The following is a 22,140-nucleotide window of genomic DNA, read 5'->3' as shown; positions in this document are numbered from 1 at the left end:
CCACAAATCTGACTAGATCATCGTATAACTCAACACACTCAGCAGCAGCTCTCATTGACTCAAAACTTAGATCATCGTTAAAAGCACTCGATTAATTTTCAATTATGGTTAAATTTCTAATTATTCATTTTTATTTTACCTCCCCTCCGAAAATCAAATCAGAGTCATAGAGCATTAAAACTGCTTCTAAAAATTTCGCTCGACAAAGTTTAAAAATCACTTTAAATAGATACACTTACTTCTAAAGCATATAAAATAAATGGGGATCTATGAATAATCTACTACATATCTATGCATTTTGTGTGGTTTTGCTTTTTTTTAAAATGCTTGCAATCTCTTGTTATCAAGGATTTTATCGTATAAAGAATAAAGCGTTTAAAAATACCGAAGATGCTAATTTTGTCAGTGTTCAAGCCAGACCCGAAGAACTACCACAAGTGACCAGAGCCAGCCAAGCTTGGGCAAATGATCTAGAAAATATTCCCGTGTTTTGGGTGCTTGGAGGGCTTTGTATTGCATTAAATCTTAGCAGTGATTTTATTGTCTGGATCTTTTGTATTTTTACGATTGCAAGAATCACACATACAGTCACCTATCTCAGTGCAATTCAACCATGGCGCAGTATTTCTTATGCTGTTGGAATAATCTGTCTTATTATTTTGGCGATTCAAATTGTAATCACATGTATTGGATTTTAAACAAATGCAAATCAATAGGCATTAACTGATCATTTTATGCTTTATTCGCTATTTTATAATCGTTCATTTCTTTATAAGTTGTATTTTATAGCGGGAAAAATAATACAACTTATATCGATAATTCATCAAAAATATTCTATGAATAATAATTAAATTTAGATCTACTAATTTATCTTATAATTTTTTCAATATAATCAAAAGTAAAGTAAATTTATCAAAAAGTAAAACTATGTCACTATTTTGTAATACTTTATTTATATGAAAAATATACTTAAAAATACATTATTTTCAAACAACTCTATGATTTTATGTTTTTTATATTACTTTTCAATCATTATTAATTAACTTTTAAGTCTTAATACTGTTTTTAAATTAGAGTTTTTACTCTACTTATTGGTTATTTTATGTAATTTTAATAATCTCATTGTCAAGAAGACAGTGATTGTATTTAAAAGGATGAATCAAAGTGAAAATAAAAAAGATCTTTCAAAAAGCCATCGTTACAACCTCACTCTTGTGTATTGCGGGAATAAGCCAAGCTGAAGATTTTAAACGCTTCTCTGTTTCTTCAGGTTGGTTGCATATGTCATCAATGGGGAAAGCACAACCTTTTAGGATTAACACCTCTGTGGGTAATGGTACTAAAGCTGCTGTGGGTGTAATTACAGGCCAAACCATTTTAAACAATGTCGATCAATCTCGTATTGATGCAATGAATCCCGACCTAATTAGCTTGCTCAATGCACCAAGTAATGAAGAAGGACGATATTTATTTGATGACCTGCTAGATGTAATCATGGCAGACGACCCAACCTTAATTGACCAATTAACAGGAATTGCTGAAATCAATGGGATTGCCAACTGGTCAGCGGATGCTGGTTTGGAAGTTGAGGATGTAGACACGCTAGGTATGATGTTTACTTATAATGTCACTGACAATGTTGCCGTTCAATTGATTGCAGGGATTCCACCAAAAGTTGATCTAAAAGGGAAAGGTACTGTCTATGCACCCTTTTCAGCAACATCTCAGCCACTTCAAGGCTTAGTAGGCGATTTGTATTTAAAAAACAATCTTTTGATTACAGATTTGGATAGTTATAACACTGCTGCATCTGCTAGAGCTTGGACGCCTGCAATACAAGCGCAGTACTATTTTGGTAAATCTGGTGTCAATAAGTTCAGACCATTTGTAGGTGCTGGTTTAATGTATGCCTACTTCAACGAGATCGAAATTAATTCAGGGATTGAAAATGATTTGATACGTGCTGGACATATGATTCAAAACATTCATGATGGTAAAGCAGGCGCTTCTCTAGAAGGAAAGCCATCAAGCGGCAACATGAAAGTTAAGGTAGATGCTACTGATACTATTGCACCGATTGTTACTGCTGGTTTTACCTATGACTTTAAACAAAACTGGTTTGCGACTGCCTCTATTTCGTATGCGAAGTTAGACAATACTGCAACCATTACCGTCCTCAATACCAACAACAATGCAAAGCTTATTCAGGCTAAAACTAAAATTGAGATCGACCCGCTGATCACTTACCTTGGTGTAGGTTATCGTTTCTAAGTCTATCTGTTAAAACCTGAAGCCATTACAGCAACTTAAATACTGTAATGGCTTCATTTATCATTAATTTCAAAAAATTACCATGTATAAAATTTAATTCATTAAGTAATTATTTTGGCTGTCTTGTAGCCTTTTCATTTCAGACCAAGACTCACCTACCTATTTCATATAAGGTAAATATTCAAATCACATTTCAATAGGAAAGTATCAAATGACTTCTATCAATGTTGAAAGTATTAAGAATCATGCCGATGTTATTGCCTCTTGTGGAACCAAAGTTGGTGAGGTAGATCACCTTGTTGGAGCAGACCAAATTAAGCTGACTAAACATGGCGATGGACATCACCATCTCATCCCAACATCTTGGGTTGGTGAGATAAAAGGCGAAAAAGTTATCTTAACTAAAGATTCTCAAGAGGTTAAAGACACTTGGCTAGAAGTATAGATTTGGCCTATTACAACTGAGTTATATTCAATTTTATATGTGTCTCGTTCTGAAGTAGATTGACACTTATTTCATATAAAACGCTCGATGAATTTCATCGAGCGTTTTATATTTGATTAAATCTTATTTTTTAAGACTTTCGTATCTTCATCTAACCTTGATTGGCGTTGTCTTTCGCCTTCATTGATAAGATCAAGGCGTTTGCCCCAGTATTGAATTGCATATTGATATTCACTCATTTTGCTTGTTGATATATTTTCTATTCTAGAATTTATAAGTAGTAATATGGATAATGACTAACGGTGTAATATTTCAAATAACCCTATAAGTAAACTTTAAAAATCATCTTTAGGATGCTCTCATTTAGTTTTGGAAATTAATAGTTTATTTAGCAAATAAAAAATCCACCGAGGTGGATTTAATCAGTTAAGAATGCTGCGTTTTTCTTTTCCCACCACCATCCTGCTTATTTACAGTCGCCCAAGCAATACGTTCTGCATCTTCATCTGAGCGACCTTGTTTTTTCTCACTTTCATAAATATGTTGCGCTTGTCTTTTCTGCTTTGCTGTATATGCTGATTTATCACCTACAGACATAATCACTTCTCCATATAATGTTAAATAAAAGCATTATTTTTATAGCATGGATTATTTTATCCGCTGTTTAGTGTTGTAAGTGCTTGTGAATTTAAGCTCAGCCTATTTATTTTAACTCAATACAGAATACCAATTAAAACTATGTTTTTATTTTAAAAATTACTAACCCTTATTTTAAAGCATCATTTCATTTAATACTTAATCTTTCATTTAATCTACATTGATCACTTTTGAACAACATTTATTCACACAGTATTGATGAGATTAGTCCACCATATAAATTAATCACTTGATAAATCTTAGAGGTTAATATGCAACATGATAACAACCCTTCAACCGCTCAAGAAAGATCTGAAAAAGCACAAGAAAAGCGTAGAATCCCTAAATATATTTTACTCTTAGTGGGTCTATTTTTAATTGCGATTGTGATCTATATGCTTGCAAGCTGGCAAAGCTAAGTTAGAGTAATGTGCAGCTATTTTTGAACGATCTATTTTTGATTATATAATCCATAATTGATCTTGCTTGAAGAGACTTTAAATTGAGGTAATCCATAAAAGCTTAGTTTGCTATAGCTGCTGTAGACTTCTTTTTCTCGATATTTAATTGTTGTTGCTGCTCTAATATTTTTTGCTTTTTTATGGTTGGATTTATTCCTTATGCCATTTGTAGCAATTTCCCCTGTGCTAAGTCATACGCTTTCCCTAGACTGATATTTCCATATATCCAAAGTCGTGCACACAGATCTACCAAGAAATTTCTTTCATCGACAGTAAGTTTTATCGCTGTTATTTACACTTACAACAAAGCCAATCAACTCCTTGTCTCGATAAATCGTAGATCTAAGCTCCAATTGATCAATAAATGTCTTTGTCAGCTTTACTCTTGGTGTTGACCTATATAGAATCTCTAGCTGTCGCAATGCTAAACACTATATCAAGCTATTCTCTACAGTCTACTTGTAAAAAAAACTTGATAAACTCTAAAATCTTAGATAGTATTGCACACGTTCCAAGTAGTTGATAATTAATCAATTCACTTGATGAAGGGCCTGTAGCTCAGTTGGTTAGAGCAGCGGACTCATAATCCGTTGGTCCCCAGTTCAAGTCTGGGCGGGCCCACCAAATAAGACAACCACTTAGGTGCATTAATCCTAAGTGGTTTTTTAATATCTGCTTCTTTATTAAGTTATCTATAAGCAATTCTATAGGCTCCTTTCATAAGTCATTTCTAAACCATAGATCAACATACGCCTTGATCCTAACCATCAATACCAATATAAATCACTCAACATGATCATTTTTGATTTATGAAAGATCGAATAAAATGCGCATTAAATTTTTACGCAAAAAATAATAATATATGCAAGACTAGTACTACGCCTACATAAAACAACAGCTATATTTTATCAATGAGAATGCTATGGTTAAGCTATGTGGTCAGTTAATCTGTGTTTCTGAACATGAATTAAATATCGTAATTAAGTATCTTCCAAAACATATCAAGTTGACCAGACAAGAACAAGGTTGTGTTTCTTTTGAGGTCAAACAGAGTCAAAATCCCTTAATTTGGGATGTTCATGAAGTTTTTGAGAATCGACAAAGTTTTGAGAACCATCAACGTAGAATATCTGGCTCTGTGTGGGGAATTAAAACCCAACATATTCAAAGATTGTATGAAGTAACCCTTGATTAAAGGGCTATCTCAAAAATTTACACTTTGCCTAGCCTACTCTATTCACTTATTCCAATTCTTTTAATATCGCCTCATTAAAGGCAGGAATATCATCTGGACTACGTGATGTAATGAGTACCCATCCACCCGTATTACAACGATGAACTTCTTCATCTATCCAGTTTGCACCTGCATTTTCTAAATCTATGCGAATACTTTTATATGAAGTCAAATTTTTATCTTTAATTCTTTCTGCATTGATTAAAGCCCATGGTCCATGACATATGGCAGCAATCGGTTTCTTATGGTCGGTAAAGGATTGAATGATTTTCTTAGCATTCTCATCAATTCTCAATTGATCGGCATTGACCGTTCCCCCTGGAATAACCAGCAGGTCATAATCACTTGGATCTACTTTTTCCAAAATCGCATGCGGACTATATGACACCGATTTTTCATCATCATGAACAACGGTTCGTACATCTTTTAATTCAATCGCAGCGTGAATGCTTTCTATGCCCTTGCTCGTCAAAAAGTCTAAAGGTTTTTTAAGCTCATCATGCTCAACGCCAGAATTTGAAGTGATGAATAGTACTTTTTTAGTCATTTTCCTACTCCAACAATACGGTATATTTCAAGCTAACAAAAAATACGATTGCAGATGTACAAGTTTTAGCTTCTTATTGTTAAATGTTTTAGGAGATTCTTTTAAGGCTTGTTATATATCCTTTTTATTTTTTAATCTATAAATAATCGAATACCGCATTAAGTAGCCTATATATCAAACAATCAAATAACACTACAACAAAAGCTACAGAAAAGACCAAAAATTATTCATTCAAAAAATGGCATAACTATTGCTTTTTCAAGTGACCTTTTAGTTATGAATCTCCTCAATGAAGCTCATTAAACGCTCTTTATTTTTACAAGTGATGATTGCATTGGTGATTGGCTGTTTATTCGGTTACTTTTTGCCTCATATTGCGATCAATTTTCAAGTGTTTGGTAATGGCTTTGTCAAACTTGTCAAAATGTTGATTGCTCCACTTATATTCTGCGTCATTGTATTAGGAATCTATGGTGCAGGAGACTTAAAAAAAGCTGGGAAAGTAGGAATAAAAACACTGATTTATTTTGAAATCATGACTACTATCGCTCTAATTTTAGGCTTAGCCGCAGCCTATATATTTAAACCTGGGCATGGTATGCACGTGGATATTTCGACTTTAGATGCGTCCCAAATGAACAAGTACAATGAAAATATCCATGCAGTTACAGGTGTAGCTGATTTCTTTTTAAATATGATTCCTCAAACTGCTGTGGGTGCATTTACAGGAAATGATATTCTGCAAGTGGTTGTCTTTTCAATTTTATTTGGCGTTGCATTATCTATGCTGTCTAAAGATGTCAGTGAACCTGTTGCCTCTTTTATCGACAAAATATCTCAAGTTATTTTTAAAATCATGTCCATCATCATCAAACTGGCCCCTATCGGCGTTTTTGGTGCAATTTCTTTTACCGTAGCAAAGTTTGGAATAGAAACCTTACTTAATCTGGGCTATTTGGTCTTAATTTATTATGCAACTGTGATTTTCTTTGTGATCGTCATACTTGGTCTGGTATTAAAACTCTTAGGCTTCAATATTTTTAAGCTTATTCGCTATTTTAGAGAAGAAATCACCATTGTATGTGGAACATCATCTTCTGATTCGGTATTACCGCAAGTGATGTATAAACTAAAAAAATTAGGGATAAAAGACTCTACAGTAAGCCTCGTCATTCCTTCGGGTTACTCTTTTAACTTAGATGGCTTTTCAATTTATCTCACCCTTGCTGTTGTATTTATTGCGCAAGCGACAGGCGTTCATCTAACAATTTCAGACCTCATCATGATTCTTTTAATCACCTTGTTTACCTCAAAAGGAGCACATGGTATTCCTGCATCAGCAATCGTTGTACTCGCTGCGACTTTATCCAGCTTTCCTGTTATCCCTGCGATTGGCTTGGTATTGATCCTTTCAGTGGATTGGCTGATTGGTATTTTAAGAGCAGTAAGCAACTTGATTGGTAATTGTGTCGCAACTTTAGTGATTGGTGTATGGGAAAATGATGTTGATAAGAAACGTGTACATCAAATGTTAGATGATCCGAACTGGGCAAAAAATGAATTGGGCAGTTAAAACGCAATTAACACATAGTGGGGAAAAATTAGAGTTTTATCTTACAGCAAAACCAACGCGCTATTACCAACTATACTATAACCAACAGAATACGCTTTAGATAAAATCCTTTAACGCTATCTTAAGCACACATATTTCATAAAAACCATTTCCGCATTGAGTCGCTGAAATGGTTTTTTATAAATCATGGCATTTACTTAAACTAAAGTCCTCAATTGAAGACCACTCCAGAAAGCACAGCAAAAAGAATCGTAGTGATCATCATGATGGATCATTTGATATGGCTATGCTGTCATTAGCCATATGATAATGTCCCCATAACACAACCACCAACACTATACCCCCTGCGCATAATGCAACGAGAAAACCCGATCTTAGCCCAAAGCCATCAACCATTTGTCCAGAGATTGCTGCGCCTAGTGCCACGCCAACATTTAACCCAGCCAGTAACCATGTCATACCTTCCGTCAGGCGATGTTTTGGCACAATGCGCTCAACCAGTGCCATTGCGACGATCATCGTCGGTGCAAAAAATACCCCTGCCAGTAAAACACTACTTGCCAGCATCGTAATACTATTCACCCATAATAAGAGTAATGTGCTCGCTGCAGTTGCCACGCCTCCGAGTAATAAAAGATGCTGTAAAGACATTTTCAATTTAACTGCACCAAATAATAAGCCAGCTAAACATGAACTTAACGCATATGCAGAAAGCACCAAACTGGCAGCTGCAGGCTGACCAAGATGTTCAGCAAAGGCGACACTAACGATATCAATCGTACCTACAATGATTCCCATTCCGACCATTAACAATGTCAGCAAGCGTATCTGAACAAGCATAATGATTGAGCCTGAACGCTTATGAGTTAAATCTTGTGTGTCGATTTGGGGTTCTGTACCCCGTTGTAACACCAGTAGAAATACACCGATAATCAACAACAATGTTGCAACCAATAAACTTGCTTGTGGTAACACTGCTACCGATAAACCAACAGACAATGGCGGGCCGATAATAAAAGTGACTTCATCTAGGACTGTTTCTAGTGAGTAAGCGGTTTGTAATTGAGCTTGTCCAGCATATAGTGCCGACCAACGCGCCCTTACCATGGCAGATATACTGGGCATAAAACCCGCCAATAATGCCCCCACAAACAACGTCCAATCAGCAGCCTGCCACCATGAAGCAAATACCAATATCAATAAACCAATACTGCTGATCGTTGTTACGATAGGCAGTATGCGGCTTTGTCCATATTGATCAACTAACTTTGATACTTGGGGCGACACTAATGCGTATGTCAATACGAATACCGCAGACACTGCACCTACCAGCGCATAGTTCCCCCTCAGTTGAGACAACATTACAATGATACCAATGCCGGTCATCGGCAAGGCAATCCGAGCCAATAGACCAGCCAAAGCAAAACCTTGGGTACCCGCGACACAAAATAGTTCTCTATATGGACCAATCATCAGACACTCCTGAATACAATCTCTTGCAAACATATAAGGATTCAGCAAAAATACATACACTGCGTATGAATAAAGCATACATTCATACGCAGTGTATGTAAATAATCATACGAAACGTATGTAAGGAGAAGTTGATGGTTCGTCGTACTCGTATTGAAATGGAAGAGACCCGTGCTGCACTCATTACGATGGCTCGAAAAGTCTTTAGTGAACGCGGTTATGCCGATACCTCAATGGATGATCTCACCGCACAGGCAGGTTTCACTCGTGGTGCGTTGTATCACCATTTTGGTGATAAAAAAGGATTACTGGCTGCAGTCGTTGCACAAATCGATCATGAAATGGATCAACGTTTAGATGTGATCTCCGAACAAGCTAAAGATATTTGGACAGGATTTAGTCAGCGTTGTCATAATTATCTAGACATGGCAATAGAATCAGAATATCAGCGCATCGTACTGCGCGATGCACGAGCGGTATTGGGTAGTGCATCTATAGATTCGCAACAGCACTGTATTGATTCGATGCAAAGACAGATAGCGCAACTTATCCAGCAAGGAATCATTGAGCAAGCTGATCCGCAAGCACTCGCCTGCTTAATTTATGGCAGTTTAGCTGAAGCCGCGTTTTGGATAGCTGATGGTGAAGACCATAATCAAAGACTCAACTCGGGAAGAACAGCACTAAACCTTTTACTCCGCGGGTTATTGATTAAAGTAAATCAATAAAAATTCTGATTGCTATGAATACAGGATTTAAATTGAAGCTCGATATTCAGAATAGAATTAGAAAATTAGAATCGACATCCCTATTGTTGGCTTCAATTTAGGATTGGTTTTTAGCTTAAACTGATCCTGATTTTAACCATGTACCTTTTGGCTGCTATACGATAAATTAACTGTAATTTTGAATTTTCGAGGTTTTTTTGAACTGGAATAATATAGAGATCCATTTTTCTCAAGTTGTTTTAAAACCATTTACATCTTTGGATGCTGATGAGGTATTTCAGCATATTACTCCCACCTTAACTCGATATATGGCTTGGGATCCTCCACAAAACCGTCAAGAGTTTGATGAGATCTGGCATAAATGGCTAGAGAATATTAAACATGGGAATGAGTTAATTTTCGTCGTCAGAAACATTGCTAATTATGAGTTTCTTGGCCTTGCAGGACTGCACCAAATACAAACGGAAACACCTGAATTAGGCATTTGGATTCGAGAAGATCGACATAAGTCAGGATTTGGTAAAGATGCGGTAACAAGCATGGTTCATTGGGCTTCAGGCAACTTGAGTTTTAAAAATTTTATTTATCCTGTAGCTGTTGAAAATTATGCCAGTCGTCATATCGCAGAATCTTTAGGTGGAGTTATTTCTGAATATAAAAATAAACCTAAATATGATTCAGTGACTTATGTTATTCCTCCTCATACTGAATAATACAAATAGATAGATTAAATTGTTTATGATTAATTGATGCAGGATATAGAGCATCTTTGCAGTTTTATCATCAACTCTCGCGGTAATAGTGGCATTTTCATGTAAAAGCCGATACGATAATGAGAATTATTGTTATTTATATGAAATAAATCATGGCGCTGAATGCACATCGCACTTTTATTCAAGTGAAAGAGAAAATATATCTAGGTCCAAACTATGTTCGTATTATTTTTGACTGTGCAGATGTAGAGAAATTCAAATACACCAGTATTGGTGATAACAATAAAATTTTTATTCCAAGGCATGATCAAACTGCGATAGAAATTCCTGATTTTGATTTTAATCAGCGTAAATGGATTGTCAGTAATCCTGAGATGATGCCAGAAATTCGGACTTATACCCATCGAGATATTGATTTAGTCAACAAAACCCTAACCATCGAGTTTGCAATGCATGGTACAGATACGATGGCTTGTCACTGGGCAGATCGTGCTCAACCTGGAGATCAAATTGGCGTAACCATGTCTACTGCCGCTAAAAATTCAATTCCTACCGAAATGAATCATTATCTCATTATCACTGATGGAACTGGACTTGCAGTCACTCAAGCGATCTTAGAAAAATTAACAGCTGATGCCAAAGTATATGTTATTGCAGAAGTGGCAACTGTAGAAGATCAAATCGAACTACATACACAAGCGGATTTAGAGCAGATATGGCTGTTCAATCCGAACCCGCTTCAGCAAAGTTTATTGGCTGACGAATTGTTACGCCATCCTGAATTCATTAATCTACCAGCAAGCCGTTTTGCACATATTACCGCCGAACTACAAGCCGTACGGGCATGTCGTAATATCTTAAGAAAGCAAAGTGATTGGGGCAAAGAAGATTGTTATGCTTGTTCTTACTGGCAGATTGGGAAAGCAGATAATGAACGACTGTCTAAAGTGTTAGATGATTAAGTCTAAAGTGAATAAATGATCAATCCCGAAATCTGATTTATATTATTCTGAGTAGATGCGTTAAAACCTTATAAACTAGGGTTTATAAGGTTTTTGATTCCGAAAAAAATCAATTGAAAAAACAAGAGTCTTAGAAATATAGAATAATCAGAGAATCTTATTTAATACCTAAGAACTGACAAATTTCCAAACTCATTCATAAATGTAATGTAGAAAGCCAGCTAGACATCAAAACCAAAACTATATTATTCAAGATCCAGCTATAGATATAGCCCATATTATTGATTTAAAAATATTTAAATCGTTTTCTCGTTCATATAGCGCCAATATCGCTTTGGTACATATTGAATATGTAGTTTAATGTTTTTCCGCGCTGAAATATTTACACTGTTAAAATAATCTTTCCAAAGTTGGTCATATAAGACCTCTTGATGATCTAATTCAACACTAAAATCCTGACTAGAGCCTTGATGAATATTTCGATCAATCTCTAAGACATTCATATTGACATGATGAACCTGTCTTAAATCATAATAGATACCAAAATCTCGTTTTTCATCATAAATAAGCCAGCGCTGGTCTTGATATCTGGCTTTAAAATGCTTTTCGATCAAAGGCAAAACATTGAAATCTGGCTTAACCAAGCTTAAAAATAATTCATCTTTACATTTTTTAAAGCGAACAAAAGCTTCCATACGGTGCTTTTCTCTCCCCACTTGTTTGGCCCATTTTGACAGTGCCAAAACATCTGGATGACCAAAATCTCGATCAATCGCTTTTTGAGCGAAGAATGCATAAACACTAAAATTAAACAGATGTTGAAAAGCATCTTCCTGTTCAGATAAAAAAGTATAGTAAAAGTTACGTAACCCATTTGCTGAAACTTTTAACTTTAGGCCTTGCCAAACTCTATTGGCTTGAACGTCATTGGATTCAACAAAAATCATTTCATCAAATAAAGCGGCTTGAGTGTTGTTTTCACTTGAGACAATGACATCAAACTCTTTAAATTGAAATGCACGAAATACACAGCACAAAATCCCTGTCATGGTCCCATCAAAAATATATTTCGCCATTTAGAATAACAAATCCAACTGGGGTGAAAGTTGTTGAGTATATTTTGAATGTCCTGTCTGTAATATTTTCTGGCGAATTTGGCTGGGTAATTGATCTTTTAAAAATGGAGGGGTATCAGCACAACGAATAAAATGCATTGCCCTGTTATACGCAATTCCCAGTTTTTTGATTTGATCAATATGAATTTTACCAAAGCGACGTGCTTGAACAATTTTCTTAGCTGAACGGACCCCAATTCCAGGGACTCTTAAGATCATTCGATATTCAGCTTGATTGATATCGATAGGAAATTGTTCGGGATGACGTAGCGCCCAACTCAGTTTGGGGTCGATATCTAAATCTAAATTTGGATGCTTTGCATTGACAATTTCAGTCGCTTCAAAGCCATAAAATCGCATTAACCAATCCGATTGATACAATCTATTTTCACGCAGTAATGGCGGTGCTGAACCCACCGAAGGCAACGCTTTTTCTTCATCATTAATCGGAATATAGCCCGAAAAATATACCCGTTTGAGTTTAAATTCTTTGTAGTGACGATCAGCCATTAAGATAATATCCTGATCCGTTTCATTATGTGCACCCACCACCATTTGCGTTGTTTGTCCTGCTGGAACAAACTTCGGCACAGTTTTTATAATTTTTCGTTCATCTTTAAATTGAATCAAACGGTCTCGAACAATGCCCAAATCTTTTTGCACTTCGTCATGGGTTTTTTCAGGAGCAAACTTTTTTAAACCTTCTGCGGTAGGCATTTCTAAATTGATACTCATCCGATCTACATAAAGCCCTGCCTCATGGATAATCTCCTGTGAAGCACCTGGAATTGTTTTCAAATGAATATAGCCATTAAAGTTTTCTTCTAATCGTAGCTTTTTAACAACTTGTAGCATGCGCTCCATGGTATAGTCTGCTGACTTAAAGATTCCTGAACTGAGAAACAGCCCTTCGATATAATTTCTTCTATAAAAATTAATAGTTAAATCAACAACTTCTTGCACCGTAAAAGCAGCTCGTTTGACATCGTTAGAACGGCGAGAAACACAATATGAGCAATCAAAAATACACACATTGGAAAATAAGATTTTAAGCAACGATACACATCGACCATCTTCGGTATAACTATGGCAAATTCCAGCCCCCGTATTGCCTAGCCCACTGTCTTTATTTTTGCGGTTACTGCCACTGGATGAACATGACACATCATACTTCGCAGCATCTGCTAAAATTTGCAGTTTTTCTCTAATACGCTCTGTCATCACTCACACCTAATTTTCCGAATGAACTTTAGTAATTATATAAATTATGAGCGGTCAACAATGGCGATTTCTTTATTGTTGCGACATCAGCTGTCGTATAAATTTAAAGCGTTAAATAGAAATTATTGTGCTAGAAAAAACCTAAATTACTGCCCATTCAATTGAATGGGCAAATAACTTAAGCAGAAACATTTACATTTTTAAGCTTGAGCGGAAAGTGGAACACCAAATAATCGATCAAAAGACCAATTAAAAATAAAGGTATAAATTGGAATGATAACAATTAAAGCCGCATCTAATAAAAATGCCTCTAGAAAACTAATATTCATCCACCATGCAATCAATGGAATAAGAAAAACTACTAAGGTTAATTGAAATCCGATCGCATGAGCTACACGGCGTTTTACTGTACGTTGACGTAAAGTTTGGCGTTTTTCCCATGCTTCAAAAATTAAGTTATAAATAAAGTTCCAGCTCACAGCAATCGTGGTAATCAGGAAAGCCAAAGGCCCTGTATGGGTTAATTGTGTACCCGAAAGTAGTGCCAGCCCCAAAGAAGAAATACCCAGTCCAATGATTTCATAGGTACTTACATAAATTACTCTACGTTTAAGACCTTGCATAAACTTACCCAAACAGATTTTCAAAAAAGCCATTTTAATTTCAGTTATAATAATAGATAAAGACAATAGCTTTCAGTTTGACTGATACCAATTATGAATTTCACCAGCGAAAATATAGAATTATTTGTAAAAGTAATGGATACAGGCTCTTTTTCTGCTGCGGCTCGTGCCTTAAATCGAGTACCATCAGCCGTCAGTATGGGTATCGCAAATATTGAAGCAGAATTAGGCTTACAACTGTTTGAAAGAACACCCCGCAAAGTGATTCCAACAGCGTCAGCACTTGCCTTAGCCCCACAAGCAAGAATCATCTCAGAACAATTAAAACAATTAAGTAAACATGCTTATGAACTGTCCTTAGGTTTGGAGAGCACCTTAAAAATAGGGGTTGTATCGGATGTAAATAATCAAAAGCTTTTACAATCTATTGATAAACTTGCATCAAAATACCCACTGCTCAATATCGAAATCATTACTGCACCACAAGATGATATTTTGCATTTACTGTATTCAGAACAAATCACAATTTGTTTAGCGGGTTCAGGGCAACATATTAAAATGCAAGAACATTTACAGTTAGTCAGCATGGAGGTTGTTGTTGCAACGATATCTGCAAATCATGCTTTGATGAATCAAGCAGTTCATCCTATTTATATCGAGGATTTGGTTAATGTTCGGCAAATTGTTGTTGCGAGTAGTGCGCTTGATATTGCAGATTTGAGATCGGTAATTGCTGCATCTTATTGGCGAACCAATGATCTACAAACAGCGATTGATATGGTTGAGATCGGCTTAGGATGGGGAAATTTCCCATATTCATTGGTCAAATCACATATTGATGCTAGGCGTTTAATCCAAATTGATTTTAAAAATACCTACAATCAACTTTCTGTTCCGATTTATCTGATTTGGTTAAAAGATAAAGCGCTACCTAAAGCATCCCGTGAATTAATCGAGTTAATTAGACAAAGTCTAAATGAACATAACGACGTATTGAATAACAAGAATTGTCTTTGACTCAGTGCTCGATAATGATTTTATTTTATCCAATTTTCATTGTAAATTTATTAGAATTGAATGAAATTCTATAAAAAATTTGACTTGCGAAGCTCAGCACTTACAATACGCCTTTTAGATTTCTAGTATTACCTAAATCATGTCAAACGATCAAATTGAAGCACAAATTGTAGAATTAGACAATTTGCAAGAACACCGTGAAATTGTGACATTTATGCGTAGATCGTCACCGCTCAATACTTCACAACGTACTGCGCTTGAACAACATCGTGATTTAATTTTGGAATACCCTGTCGGCGATTTACGTCAACACTTTGAACATCCTGAACGCCCACTTACGGTAGAAATTGGTTTTGGTATGGGCCGCTCTTTGGTTCTGATGGCAAAAGCCAATCCTGAACGTAATTTTGTTGGAATCGAAGTGCATGTGCCTGGTATTGCGCAATGTGTTTATGAAGCCGGTATGGCAGAAGTTAAAAACCTCCGTGTTTTAGATGCAGATGCAATCCAAGTTCTGCGTGAAATGCCTGACAATAGTATCAATACAGTTCAACTTTATTTCCCTGATCCTTGGCAGAAAAAACGTCATTTTAAACGCCGTTTTGTTTCTCATGATCGTATGCCATTGGTTGAAGAAAAACTGGAAATCGGTGGTACATTTCATGCTGCAACAGACTGGGAACCGTATGCTGAATGGATGCTCGATGTTTTAGACAATCGTCCTCGTTTAGAAAATTTAGCAGGCAAAGGCAATAGCTATCCTCGTCCTGAATGGCGTCCACAAACAAAGTTTGAACGTCGTGGTATTGAGGCAGGTCATAAGATTAATGACTTTATTTTTAAGAAAATAAATTAATCCAAATCATCCTCATTCTAAATTTATCTGTAGCATTAAATATCAAATATTTAGTGCTATTTTTTTGTCTAATGTTGTCTATTTAAATTGGACTCATCCTAAAATATTTTAGCTAGATTTTTTATGCTAAAAGTTAAGCTTTGTTCCCAGTGCCAAGACCCAAGCATTGTTAACATCATGTGTTGCACCAGGATGAACGATATATTGCAGGCTTGGACGTAACATCAGCCATTTTGTTGGATAATAACTATAATTTAATTCAATATTATATTCGGCATCAGCATTAAATTGTTTCTTGTCTTCTGCAAAACGATCATTGATATGAATACGATTCAGTGCAAAACCCAAATTATCCTCAGCTCGGCTGCTTATCACCCCATAATACTTTAAACCGATCTGTTGAGACTGATCCACCTTGTTGGTGGTACGGCTATGGAATGTAAAATTGGCAAAACTGTGTAAGCCCTGATTTCCTACACCAACAGAAGTAAGCTGCTGGTCAAAATTAAACCAAGCGCCATAAGTATGATTTTGTTGCTGCCCCGTCCGTATATCCTTTTGATTTTTAGCTTCATCTGCGCTGTTATACATAGCTCCTACACGATAAGTTCCTGCTAATCCATTGATCAATGATTTCGGTTGCCAGATCATCTCTAATGGAATGGTGACACCATCGGCGTGATGGGTACTCAGATTCCAGCCATGACGTTCTAAAGCATTTTGAGGGTTATATTCATAAACGCCGATTTGTACGGCCAGATCTGGGTGAAATTGATATTTTAAACGACCACCCCATTGAGAAATTGGAGAGTTATACCAAATTCCGCTTTGCCATTTTCCCATTTGCGCAGCACAAAATGAATTATTTTGAGATTCACAAGACATCACATTGAAATCTGTACCTATTCCCAAACGCCCTAATTTAATACTAAGCCCCTGTTGTTTAAAGTTTTTCTCCAAAGAAAACTCGGTCAGTCGACTTTTACTGTTGCCACGACCATAATTTGCTTGAACATTGGCAAGCTGTGGTGCAGATGGATCAGAAATATCTTCCGAAGATAAACTTTGTCCTTGTCTTGCTGTGATTGTTACTTTTAATGTCATCCCCTCCCAATTTGCCAGCTTTTCTAAATCTAAAGTTGAACCAATTAAAAATTGACTGGCATATTTAGGATCATTCCCCGAATTGTAGCCACCATCGGCTAAATAAGCGCTGTCTACAATCAAGTTTGCATCTAATTTAATCCCTTGCGTTAAAAGTTCAGTCCGCATCCCCTGCCAATCACCAAACAAATAAGGACTATTTTTGTCTAAGCTGTATTGAGCAGCATGCAACTGTATACTGAGCAATGAAACAAAAGGAATCATACATTTAATTAAATTTGACATAGGTTTACCTTAATTTTGCAAAGTCCATAATTAAAATAAATGACAGATGCTGGCTTTGCTGTTTGACAAGACATGGCTTAATTTCTGGATTTTTCAAAAATGTGAATGATGAATGCGAGTTAAATCAATCAAGGCTTGATTTAACTAAAAAATGATTGTTCCAATAGATATTTGAAGGAATTTTTAAGCGCCTACGTGGTCACAATAATCATGACAAAAACGCCATCAAGCATGATTACTCATTGAGGTTTATTCATCATTAAGCCACTAGCTTGGTTGGACAAATCTTTGCTGGGCTGCGAGATAAGATAGATACAACACAGGTGCGACAAAGAAAGCGACACTCCAGAAATCTAGATACACATATAAAAAAGCACCTAAAAATGCGCCAATCACAAAACCCACTACAATGCTGAAACTATGCTGTAGCTTTTGCATATTGCTATCGCTCCGATCTCTTAAATAATTAGAAATATCTATACCTAACTGTGTTGTATTTCCCGTCATCATGGTGCTCGGACTAATATGTTTAATTAAGGTTTTACTTGAAGTGTTACGAATAGCTAAGGCGATCAGCCCTAAACCACCTGTAATTGCGACAGTGACACTATTGGCATCTTTAAACGGTTCAAAATATAAACCCGTAAGCATAAACCCAATTAAAAAAATTGCTTCCCCCAAAAATAAATAACTTAAGGTGGTATGTTTTTGTACGCTACGATCAATCCAATATTTGGTGATGGCAACAGTCAGAATAAATAAGGGAATTGCCCCAAGCTTAATCCAAATTCCAGGCCCACCTTTGACCCAAGCAGCACCAGCTAAGACTAAGTTTCCTGTGACATGCGCAGTAAAAAAACCAAACAGTGCGATAAAGCCAATGGTATCAATTGCGCCACCCACAATTGTCAATAACAAAGGATCTCGACATGTTTTCCAAAACCCACTCGGTGGCGTCGTTTGTATATTTTCCATGTTCTACTCGTCATTCAATAATTAATTAGAATTAGGATCTGTCAAAACCTAAGCTTTTTTATAGTTGTCCCGATTGATGTAAATCATCAGTAACAAAACTGGGGGAAGCAAAAATAACCACAGCAATGCAAATTTATATACGATTGCAGCAACTGCGCACCCCAGTGCAAAACTCAACATGGTTGGAAAAATTGCAACAATACTCTGTCGAATTTGCAGTCTTTTTTCCTGAGAAGGTTTGGAAAAAAGCTCAGCAATATTTAACATCAATTGTGTTGTAGCACCCGTCATCACAGTTGTTGGTGATTCTTTCGTCCAATGGATACGATGCATCGCATTTTGAATCGCCATAGCCGCCACCAATAACATACCGACAGTGAAACTCATGATGGTATCGTATTTAGGAAAGGGCAAATAAAAGTAGGAACATACAGCGACAATACTAAAAAGCAAAAACATCAGTTTGAGAAAAAACGCATATGAACTGTTTTGGTGGCGGATAAACTTTTGATCCAACAATTTGACTGATAAGACTGTAATACAGAACATCGGTAATGCCGCCAATTTGGCCCAAGCACCTGTTTGACTCTCAGAGACTAAAGCCGCGCCTAATGTTACAAAATTACCTGTCACGTGGGCAGAAAATAAGCCATGCAATGCGAGAAAGCTTGCAGTATCGACATAGCCTGCATTGAAGCTCAATAACTTACTTAGTCTAAATTGCATCGTTTGCCCCTTTCTCCAGTTATTGCATCACCCTATCGTTAGGATAATAAGTTTTTAATCATTGGCATGAGCTGTTCACCAATAACCATTCCCAATAAACCACATAAAGCTACAAAAGGTGGTGCTGGAGATTTCACATTTAATAGGTAATACAACACGCCAACCAACAACCCAACGGCCAAAGAGATCAGATAGATTTTCATAAATTTCTCCCCAATAAAATTCCACCTAGTTTCAGATGGAATTTTTTAGGTTGGTTTTAAAAAGCAAAACAAGAACAGCCTAATGCGCCCCAAAATGATTTTTTATCCTGATCATTGATAGGAACGTCAATCATCCATGCATGCGAATGTCCATGCATGCCACAGCTGCTAGAACATGCACACACTGCTGAATTTTTTTGTAAGGGTTGTAAGGAAGGCGCATTACGATTTTCAGAGTGGCGCCACTGCCCGCCAAATCGCTTGACTGGTGACCAATCAGGCGATGCTGGTGGAATCGGTGGATCTTGTTGCTTAAATTCGGCACCCGCATAGACCACTTTACCGTCCATCACCGTCATGACTGATTCAATAAATTGAATTTCATCGCCCTCAACAGTGAGATAGTCATCTGAAAGTACAACAAGGTCCGCATGTTCACCTGCGACTAAAGCGCCTTTATTACTTTGCTCGCCTGAAAACCAAGCCGATCCTTTGGTCCATAGTCTTAGCGCTGTCTGACGATCAAGTAAGTCTTTCTCATCATATAAAGCAAAGCCACCCACAGTCTTACCTGTGGTTAACCATGCCAAACAGACCCATGGATTATATGATGCAACACGCGTCGCATCTGTTCCTGCTCCCACTGGCACACCCAGCTCAAGCATTTTTTTTACCGGAGGCGTGTCTTTGGCTGCATCGGCACCATAACGCTGAACAAAGATTTCGCCTTGATATGCCATACGGTGTTGAATGGCAATTCCACCACCAAGTGCACCGATCCGTTCTATGTTTTTTTCTGAAACCGTCTCTGCATGGTCAATAATAAAACGGGTTTCAAATGGCTTTTTACCATTGACACGTTCAAAAACATTGAGCAATCGACTAATGCTTTCATCATAGGTGGCGTGAATTCGAAACGGCCATTTCTTCTCAGACAAATGTTCAACAATGGCTTCTAATTCGGTTTCCATTTTTTCTGGAAGATCTGGGCGAGGTTCATAAAAATCCTCAAAATCACCAGCTGACCAAGTCAGATTTTCCCCCGCACCATTCATCATCAATAATGCATCGCCATCACCGGGAAACGTCATTTCTGTCCATCGTTGATAATCTTCTAACTCTTCACCGGCTTTTTGTGCAAAGAGGTTATAAGCAATACGAACGGTCATTTGATCTTTTTCATGCAATTGATTGATCACTGCATAATCATCTGGATAGTTTTGCCCGCCCCCTCCGGCATCAATCGCAGAAGTGACACCGAGTCGATTTAACTCACGCATAAAATGTCGGGTAGAATTCACTTGATCTTCGACGGGTAATTTGGGTGCCTTACCCAGTGTTGAATACAGAATTGCAGCAGAAGGCGTTGCCAATAATAAACCTGTTGGCTCGCCTTTTTCATTGCGTTCTATTCTGCCCCCAGGTGGATCAGGCGTATCTTTATTAAATCCTAAGACATCTAATGCTGCTCTGTTCAGCATTGCGCTTGCATATAAGTGCAGAATAAAAACTGGGGTATCAGGTGCAGCTTTATTGATTTCAGCTAAAGTTGGTAAACGCTTTTCTGCAAATTGGAATTCAGTCCACCCACCGACAACACGGACCCATTGTGGTGCTGGCGTATTTTCTGCCTGCTCTTTGAGTAAGTTTAATGCATCTTTAACAGTCGGTACCCCTTCCCAACGCAACTCCATATTATAGTTAAGCCCGCCACGGATAATATGGAGATGGCTATCATTTAAACCGGGAATAACGCGACGACCATTTAAATCAATCACTTTTGTCGAGGCTTTGGCCAACTTCATGATGCTATTTTCATCACCCGTGGCAAACACTTTTCCGTCAACGATCGCAATTGCATCTACTTCTGGTTGTTTCGGGTCGAGCGTAGTAATTTTGCCGTTCTTAAGAATTAACTGTACATCTGTCATGATCATCTCCATGTAGATGAATATTTATATCCATAAGGTTTATTTTGCTGATACAGGTGCAATAACTTCATGTTGCGTTGTGGTTCTTTCTGGCGCTTTATGTACCATGGTATATGCATAATCTACGCCCATACCGTATGCACCCGAATGTTCACGCACAATGTCCATCACTGCATCATAAGTTTCACGATGTGCCCAATCACGTTGCCACTCAAGTAAAACTTGTTGCCAGGTTACAGGAACCACGCCTGCTTGAATCATCCGTTGCATCGCATAATCATGTGCTTCTTTTGAAGTTCCACCTGAAGCATCGGCAACCATATAAATTTCATAATCACCTTCCAGCATCGCGCCAAAAGCGAATGTAATATTGCAAACTTCAGTCCATAAACCAGATACGATAATTTTTTTACGATGATTGGCTGCCAATGCATCACGAACCTTTTGGTCATCCCATGAGTTCATAGAGGTTCTTTCGAGTAAAGGTGCTTCAGGGAACACATTTAATAATTCTGGAAAAGTGTGTCCCGAAAAACTTTCTGTTTCTACTGTTGTAATGGTGGTTGGAATATTAAAAACCTGAGCGGCTTTAGCCAATCCCACCACATTATTTTTTAACGTTTGACGATCAATTGACTGTACGCCAAAAGCCATTTGTGGTTGTTGATCAATAAAGATGATTTGACAGTTTTGAGGTGTAAGTTGTTCTAAAAATGCTTTATTCATTTTGATTCGCAACACATTTATAAAGGAATTTATATAAAAGCAAAAATACACGTAAACCACTAGACACTATTTTAAATACAAACTGTATCCTAAAAAGATACAATGATTGATCAGTATAGAATGATGCGTTACTTTAGGGGCTGTTGAGATTTCATAAATGGCTTGCGTTGTAAGCTAAAATTGAGCAGGCAAGGCATGAAACGAAGAGAATAGCGAGACTATTTTCGAGTTTCATAACGTAGGCTGAGATAATTTTAGCCACAACCCTGAGCAAGAACAAAGCACTGCTTTGTTTGCAGCGCAAGGCGCAGCGGG

General features: G+C 37.0%; 23 protein-coding genes and 1 tRNA gene. 12 read left to right on the top strand and 12 right to left on the bottom strand.

Translation table 11 applies throughout. The features are described 5' to 3' along the window. Nucleotides 1–269: 269 nt before the first annotated feature. The 3 genes from M2R48_RS09095 (at nucleotide 270) to M2R48_RS09085 (ending at nucleotide 2,716) form a co-directional block, all read left to right on the top strand. Entirely contained in the window at nucleotides 270–698 is a 429-nt protein-coding gene (locus M2R48_RS09095) for an MAPEG family protein (RefSeq protein ID WP_262085854.1), read from the top strand. Nucleotides 699–1,164: 466 nt separating this feature from the next. Next, nucleotides 1,165–2,271 carry an OmpW/AlkL family protein gene (locus M2R48_RS09090; protein ID WP_262085853.1) on the top strand — a complete coding sequence of 369 codons (1,107 nt, stop codon included), beginning with the start codon at nucleotides 1,165–1,167 and terminating at the stop codon, nucleotides 2,269–2,271. A gap of 211 nt (nucleotides 2,272–2,482) precedes the next feature. Beyond that, nucleotides 2,483–2,716 carry a DUF2171 domain-containing protein gene (locus M2R48_RS09085; RefSeq protein ID WP_004721027.1) on the top strand — a complete coding sequence of 78 codons (234 nt, stop codon included), beginning with the start codon at nucleotides 2,483–2,485 and terminating at the stop codon, nucleotides 2,714–2,716. Between the two features lie 426 nt (nucleotides 2,717–3,142). On the opposite strand, the gene M2R48_RS09080 is transcribed toward M2R48_RS09085, so the two are convergent. Beyond that, on the bottom strand, nucleotides 3,143–3,313 hold the full coding sequence (locus M2R48_RS09080; protein WP_004821078.1) for a hypothetical protein: 171 nt from the start codon (nucleotides 3,311–3,313) through the stop codon (nucleotides 3,143–3,145). Nucleotides 3,314–3,624: 311 nt separating this feature from the next. On the opposite strand from M2R48_RS09080, the gene M2R48_RS09075 reads away from it, so the two are divergent. The 3 genes from M2R48_RS09075 (at nucleotide 3,625) to M2R48_RS09065 (ending at nucleotide 5,008) form a co-directional block, all read left to right on the top strand. Then, nucleotides 3,625–3,771 carry a hypothetical protein gene (locus tag M2R48_RS09075; RefSeq protein ID WP_262085851.1) on the top strand — a complete coding sequence of 49 codons (147 nt, stop codon included), beginning with the start codon at nucleotides 3,625–3,627 and terminating at the stop codon, nucleotides 3,769–3,771. Between the two features lie 589 nt (nucleotides 3,772–4,360). Beyond that, nucleotides 4,361–4,437, top strand: a tRNA-Ile gene (locus tag M2R48_RS09070). A 298-nt stretch (nucleotides 4,438–4,735) separates the two neighbouring features. Beyond that, a complete protein-coding gene (locus tag M2R48_RS09065; RefSeq protein ID WP_262085850.1) occupies nucleotides 4,736–5,008 on the top strand; it encodes a putative quinol monooxygenase in 273 nt (90 codons plus the stop codon). Nucleotides 5,009–5,054: 46 nt separating this feature from the next. Here the strand turns inward: M2R48_RS09065 and M2R48_RS09060 are convergent, their stop codons facing one another. Then, the gene (locus M2R48_RS09060) at nucleotides 5,055–5,594 is read right to left on the bottom strand and encodes a type 1 glutamine amidotransferase domain-containing protein (protein WP_262085849.1); all 540 of its coding nucleotides are present in this window, start codon (nucleotides 5,592–5,594) and stop codon (nucleotides 5,055–5,057) included. 289 nt (nucleotides 5,595–5,883) lie between these two features. On the opposite strand from M2R48_RS09060, the gene dctA reads away from it, so the two are divergent. After that, entirely contained in the window at nucleotides 5,884–7,167 is a 1,284-nt protein-coding gene (gene dctA, locus M2R48_RS09055) for a C4-dicarboxylate transporter DctA (RefSeq protein ID WP_262085848.1), read from the top strand. Nucleotides 7,168–7,428: 261 nt separating this feature from the next. Here dctA and M2R48_RS09050 read toward each other — a convergent pair whose 3' ends face one another. After that, on the bottom strand, nucleotides 7,429–8,640 hold the full coding sequence (locus M2R48_RS09050; protein WP_262085847.1) for an MFS transporter: 1,212 nt from the start codon (nucleotides 8,638–8,640) through the stop codon (nucleotides 7,429–7,431). 134 nt (nucleotides 8,641–8,774) lie between these two features. On the opposite strand from M2R48_RS09050, the gene M2R48_RS09045 reads away from it, so the two are divergent. The 3 genes from M2R48_RS09045 to M2R48_RS09035 all read left to right on the top strand — a co-directional run bounded on the left by M2R48_RS09045 (nucleotide 8,775) and on the right by M2R48_RS09035 (nucleotide 11,043). After that, nucleotides 8,775–9,368: a TetR/AcrR family transcriptional regulator gene (locus M2R48_RS09045; protein WP_262085846.1), complete on the top strand. Its 594-nt coding sequence runs from the start codon at nucleotides 8,775–8,777 to the stop codon at nucleotides 9,366–9,368. A gap of 197 nt (nucleotides 9,369–9,565) precedes the next feature. Further along, nucleotides 9,566–10,081, top strand: a complete 516-nt coding sequence (locus tag M2R48_RS09040) for a GNAT family N-acetyltransferase (protein ID WP_262085844.1) — start codon at nucleotides 9,566–9,568, stop codon at nucleotides 10,079–10,081. 152 nt (nucleotides 10,082–10,233) lie between these two features. After that, complete coding sequence (locus tag M2R48_RS09035; protein WP_262085843.1) at nucleotides 10,234–11,043, top strand: siderophore-interacting protein; 810 nt, start codon at nucleotides 10,234–10,236, stop codon at nucleotides 11,041–11,043. A gap of 296 nt (nucleotides 11,044–11,339) precedes the next feature. Here M2R48_RS09035 and M2R48_RS09030 read toward each other — a convergent pair whose 3' ends face one another. From M2R48_RS09030 to M2R48_RS09020, 3 genes are all read right to left on the bottom strand, one after another. Beyond that, on the bottom strand, nucleotides 11,340–12,119 hold the full coding sequence (locus M2R48_RS09030; protein ID WP_262085842.1) for a TIGR03915 family putative DNA repair protein: 780 nt from the start codon (nucleotides 12,117–12,119) through the stop codon (nucleotides 11,340–11,342). Continuing rightward, nucleotides 12,120–13,379, bottom strand: coding sequence for a putative DNA modification/repair radical SAM protein (locus M2R48_RS09025; protein WP_034612872.1), 1,260 nt, complete (start codon nucleotides 13,377–13,379; stop codon nucleotides 12,120–12,122). Between the two features lie 200 nt (nucleotides 13,380–13,579). Beyond that, complete coding sequence (locus tag M2R48_RS09020; protein ID WP_004821026.1) at nucleotides 13,580–14,002, bottom strand: PACE efflux transporter; 423 nt, start codon at nucleotides 14,000–14,002, stop codon at nucleotides 13,580–13,582. A 93-nt stretch (nucleotides 14,003–14,095) separates the two neighbouring features. Here M2R48_RS09020 and M2R48_RS09015 point away from each other — a divergent pair, with 93 nt between their 5' ends. Beyond that, a complete protein-coding gene (locus tag M2R48_RS09015; protein WP_262085841.1) occupies nucleotides 14,096–15,019 on the top strand; it encodes a LysR family transcriptional regulator in 924 nt (307 codons plus the stop codon). 139 nt (nucleotides 15,020–15,158) lie between these two features. Further along, the gene (gene trmB, locus M2R48_RS09010; protein ID WP_004821023.1) at nucleotides 15,159–15,875 is read left to right on the top strand and encodes a tRNA (guanosine(46)-N7)-methyltransferase TrmB; all 717 of its coding nucleotides are present in this window, start codon (nucleotides 15,159–15,161) and stop codon (nucleotides 15,873–15,875) included. 126 nt (nucleotides 15,876–16,001) lie between these two features. On the opposite strand, the gene M2R48_RS09005 is transcribed toward trmB, so the two are convergent. From M2R48_RS09005 to M2R48_RS08980, 6 genes are all read right to left on the bottom strand, one after another. Then, nucleotides 16,002–17,264 carry a carbohydrate porin gene (locus tag M2R48_RS09005; RefSeq protein WP_262085840.1) on the bottom strand — a complete coding sequence of 421 codons (1,263 nt, stop codon included), beginning with the start codon at nucleotides 17,262–17,264 and terminating at the stop codon, nucleotides 16,002–16,004. Between the two features lie 267 nt (nucleotides 17,265–17,531). Further along, nucleotides 17,532–18,239, bottom strand: coding sequence for a YoaK family protein (locus M2R48_RS09000; RefSeq protein ID WP_262085839.1), 708 nt, complete (start codon nucleotides 18,237–18,239; stop codon nucleotides 17,532–17,534). Nucleotides 18,240–18,287: 48 nt separating this feature from the next. Further along, entirely contained in the window at nucleotides 18,288–18,965 is a 678-nt protein-coding gene (locus M2R48_RS08995; RefSeq protein WP_227515068.1) for a YoaK family protein, read from the bottom strand. 38 nt (nucleotides 18,966–19,003) lie between these two features. After that, nucleotides 19,004–19,168, bottom strand: a complete 165-nt coding sequence (locus tag M2R48_RS08990; RefSeq protein WP_004721074.1) for a DUF1427 family protein — start codon at nucleotides 19,166–19,168, stop codon at nucleotides 19,004–19,006. Between the two features lie 56 nt (nucleotides 19,169–19,224). Beyond that, complete coding sequence (locus tag M2R48_RS08985) at nucleotides 19,225–21,099, bottom strand: amidohydrolase (RefSeq protein WP_262085838.1); 1,875 nt, start codon at nucleotides 21,097–21,099, stop codon at nucleotides 19,225–19,227. A gap of 39 nt (nucleotides 21,100–21,138) precedes the next feature. Continuing rightward, entirely contained in the window at nucleotides 21,139–21,825 is a 687-nt protein-coding gene (locus tag M2R48_RS08980; protein WP_004821006.1) for a hydrolase, read from the bottom strand. Nucleotides 21,826–22,140: the final 315 nt, after the last annotated feature.

This window comes from Acinetobacter sp. I-MWF, from assembly GCF_025433935.1.
In the GTDB taxonomy this organism is placed as follows: domain Bacteria; phylum Pseudomonadota; class Gammaproteobacteria; order Pseudomonadales; family Moraxellaceae; genus Acinetobacter; species Acinetobacter guillouiae.
Note: the sequence above shows the minus strand (reverse complement) of the source record. Positions and strands in the feature narration are given on the sequence as shown.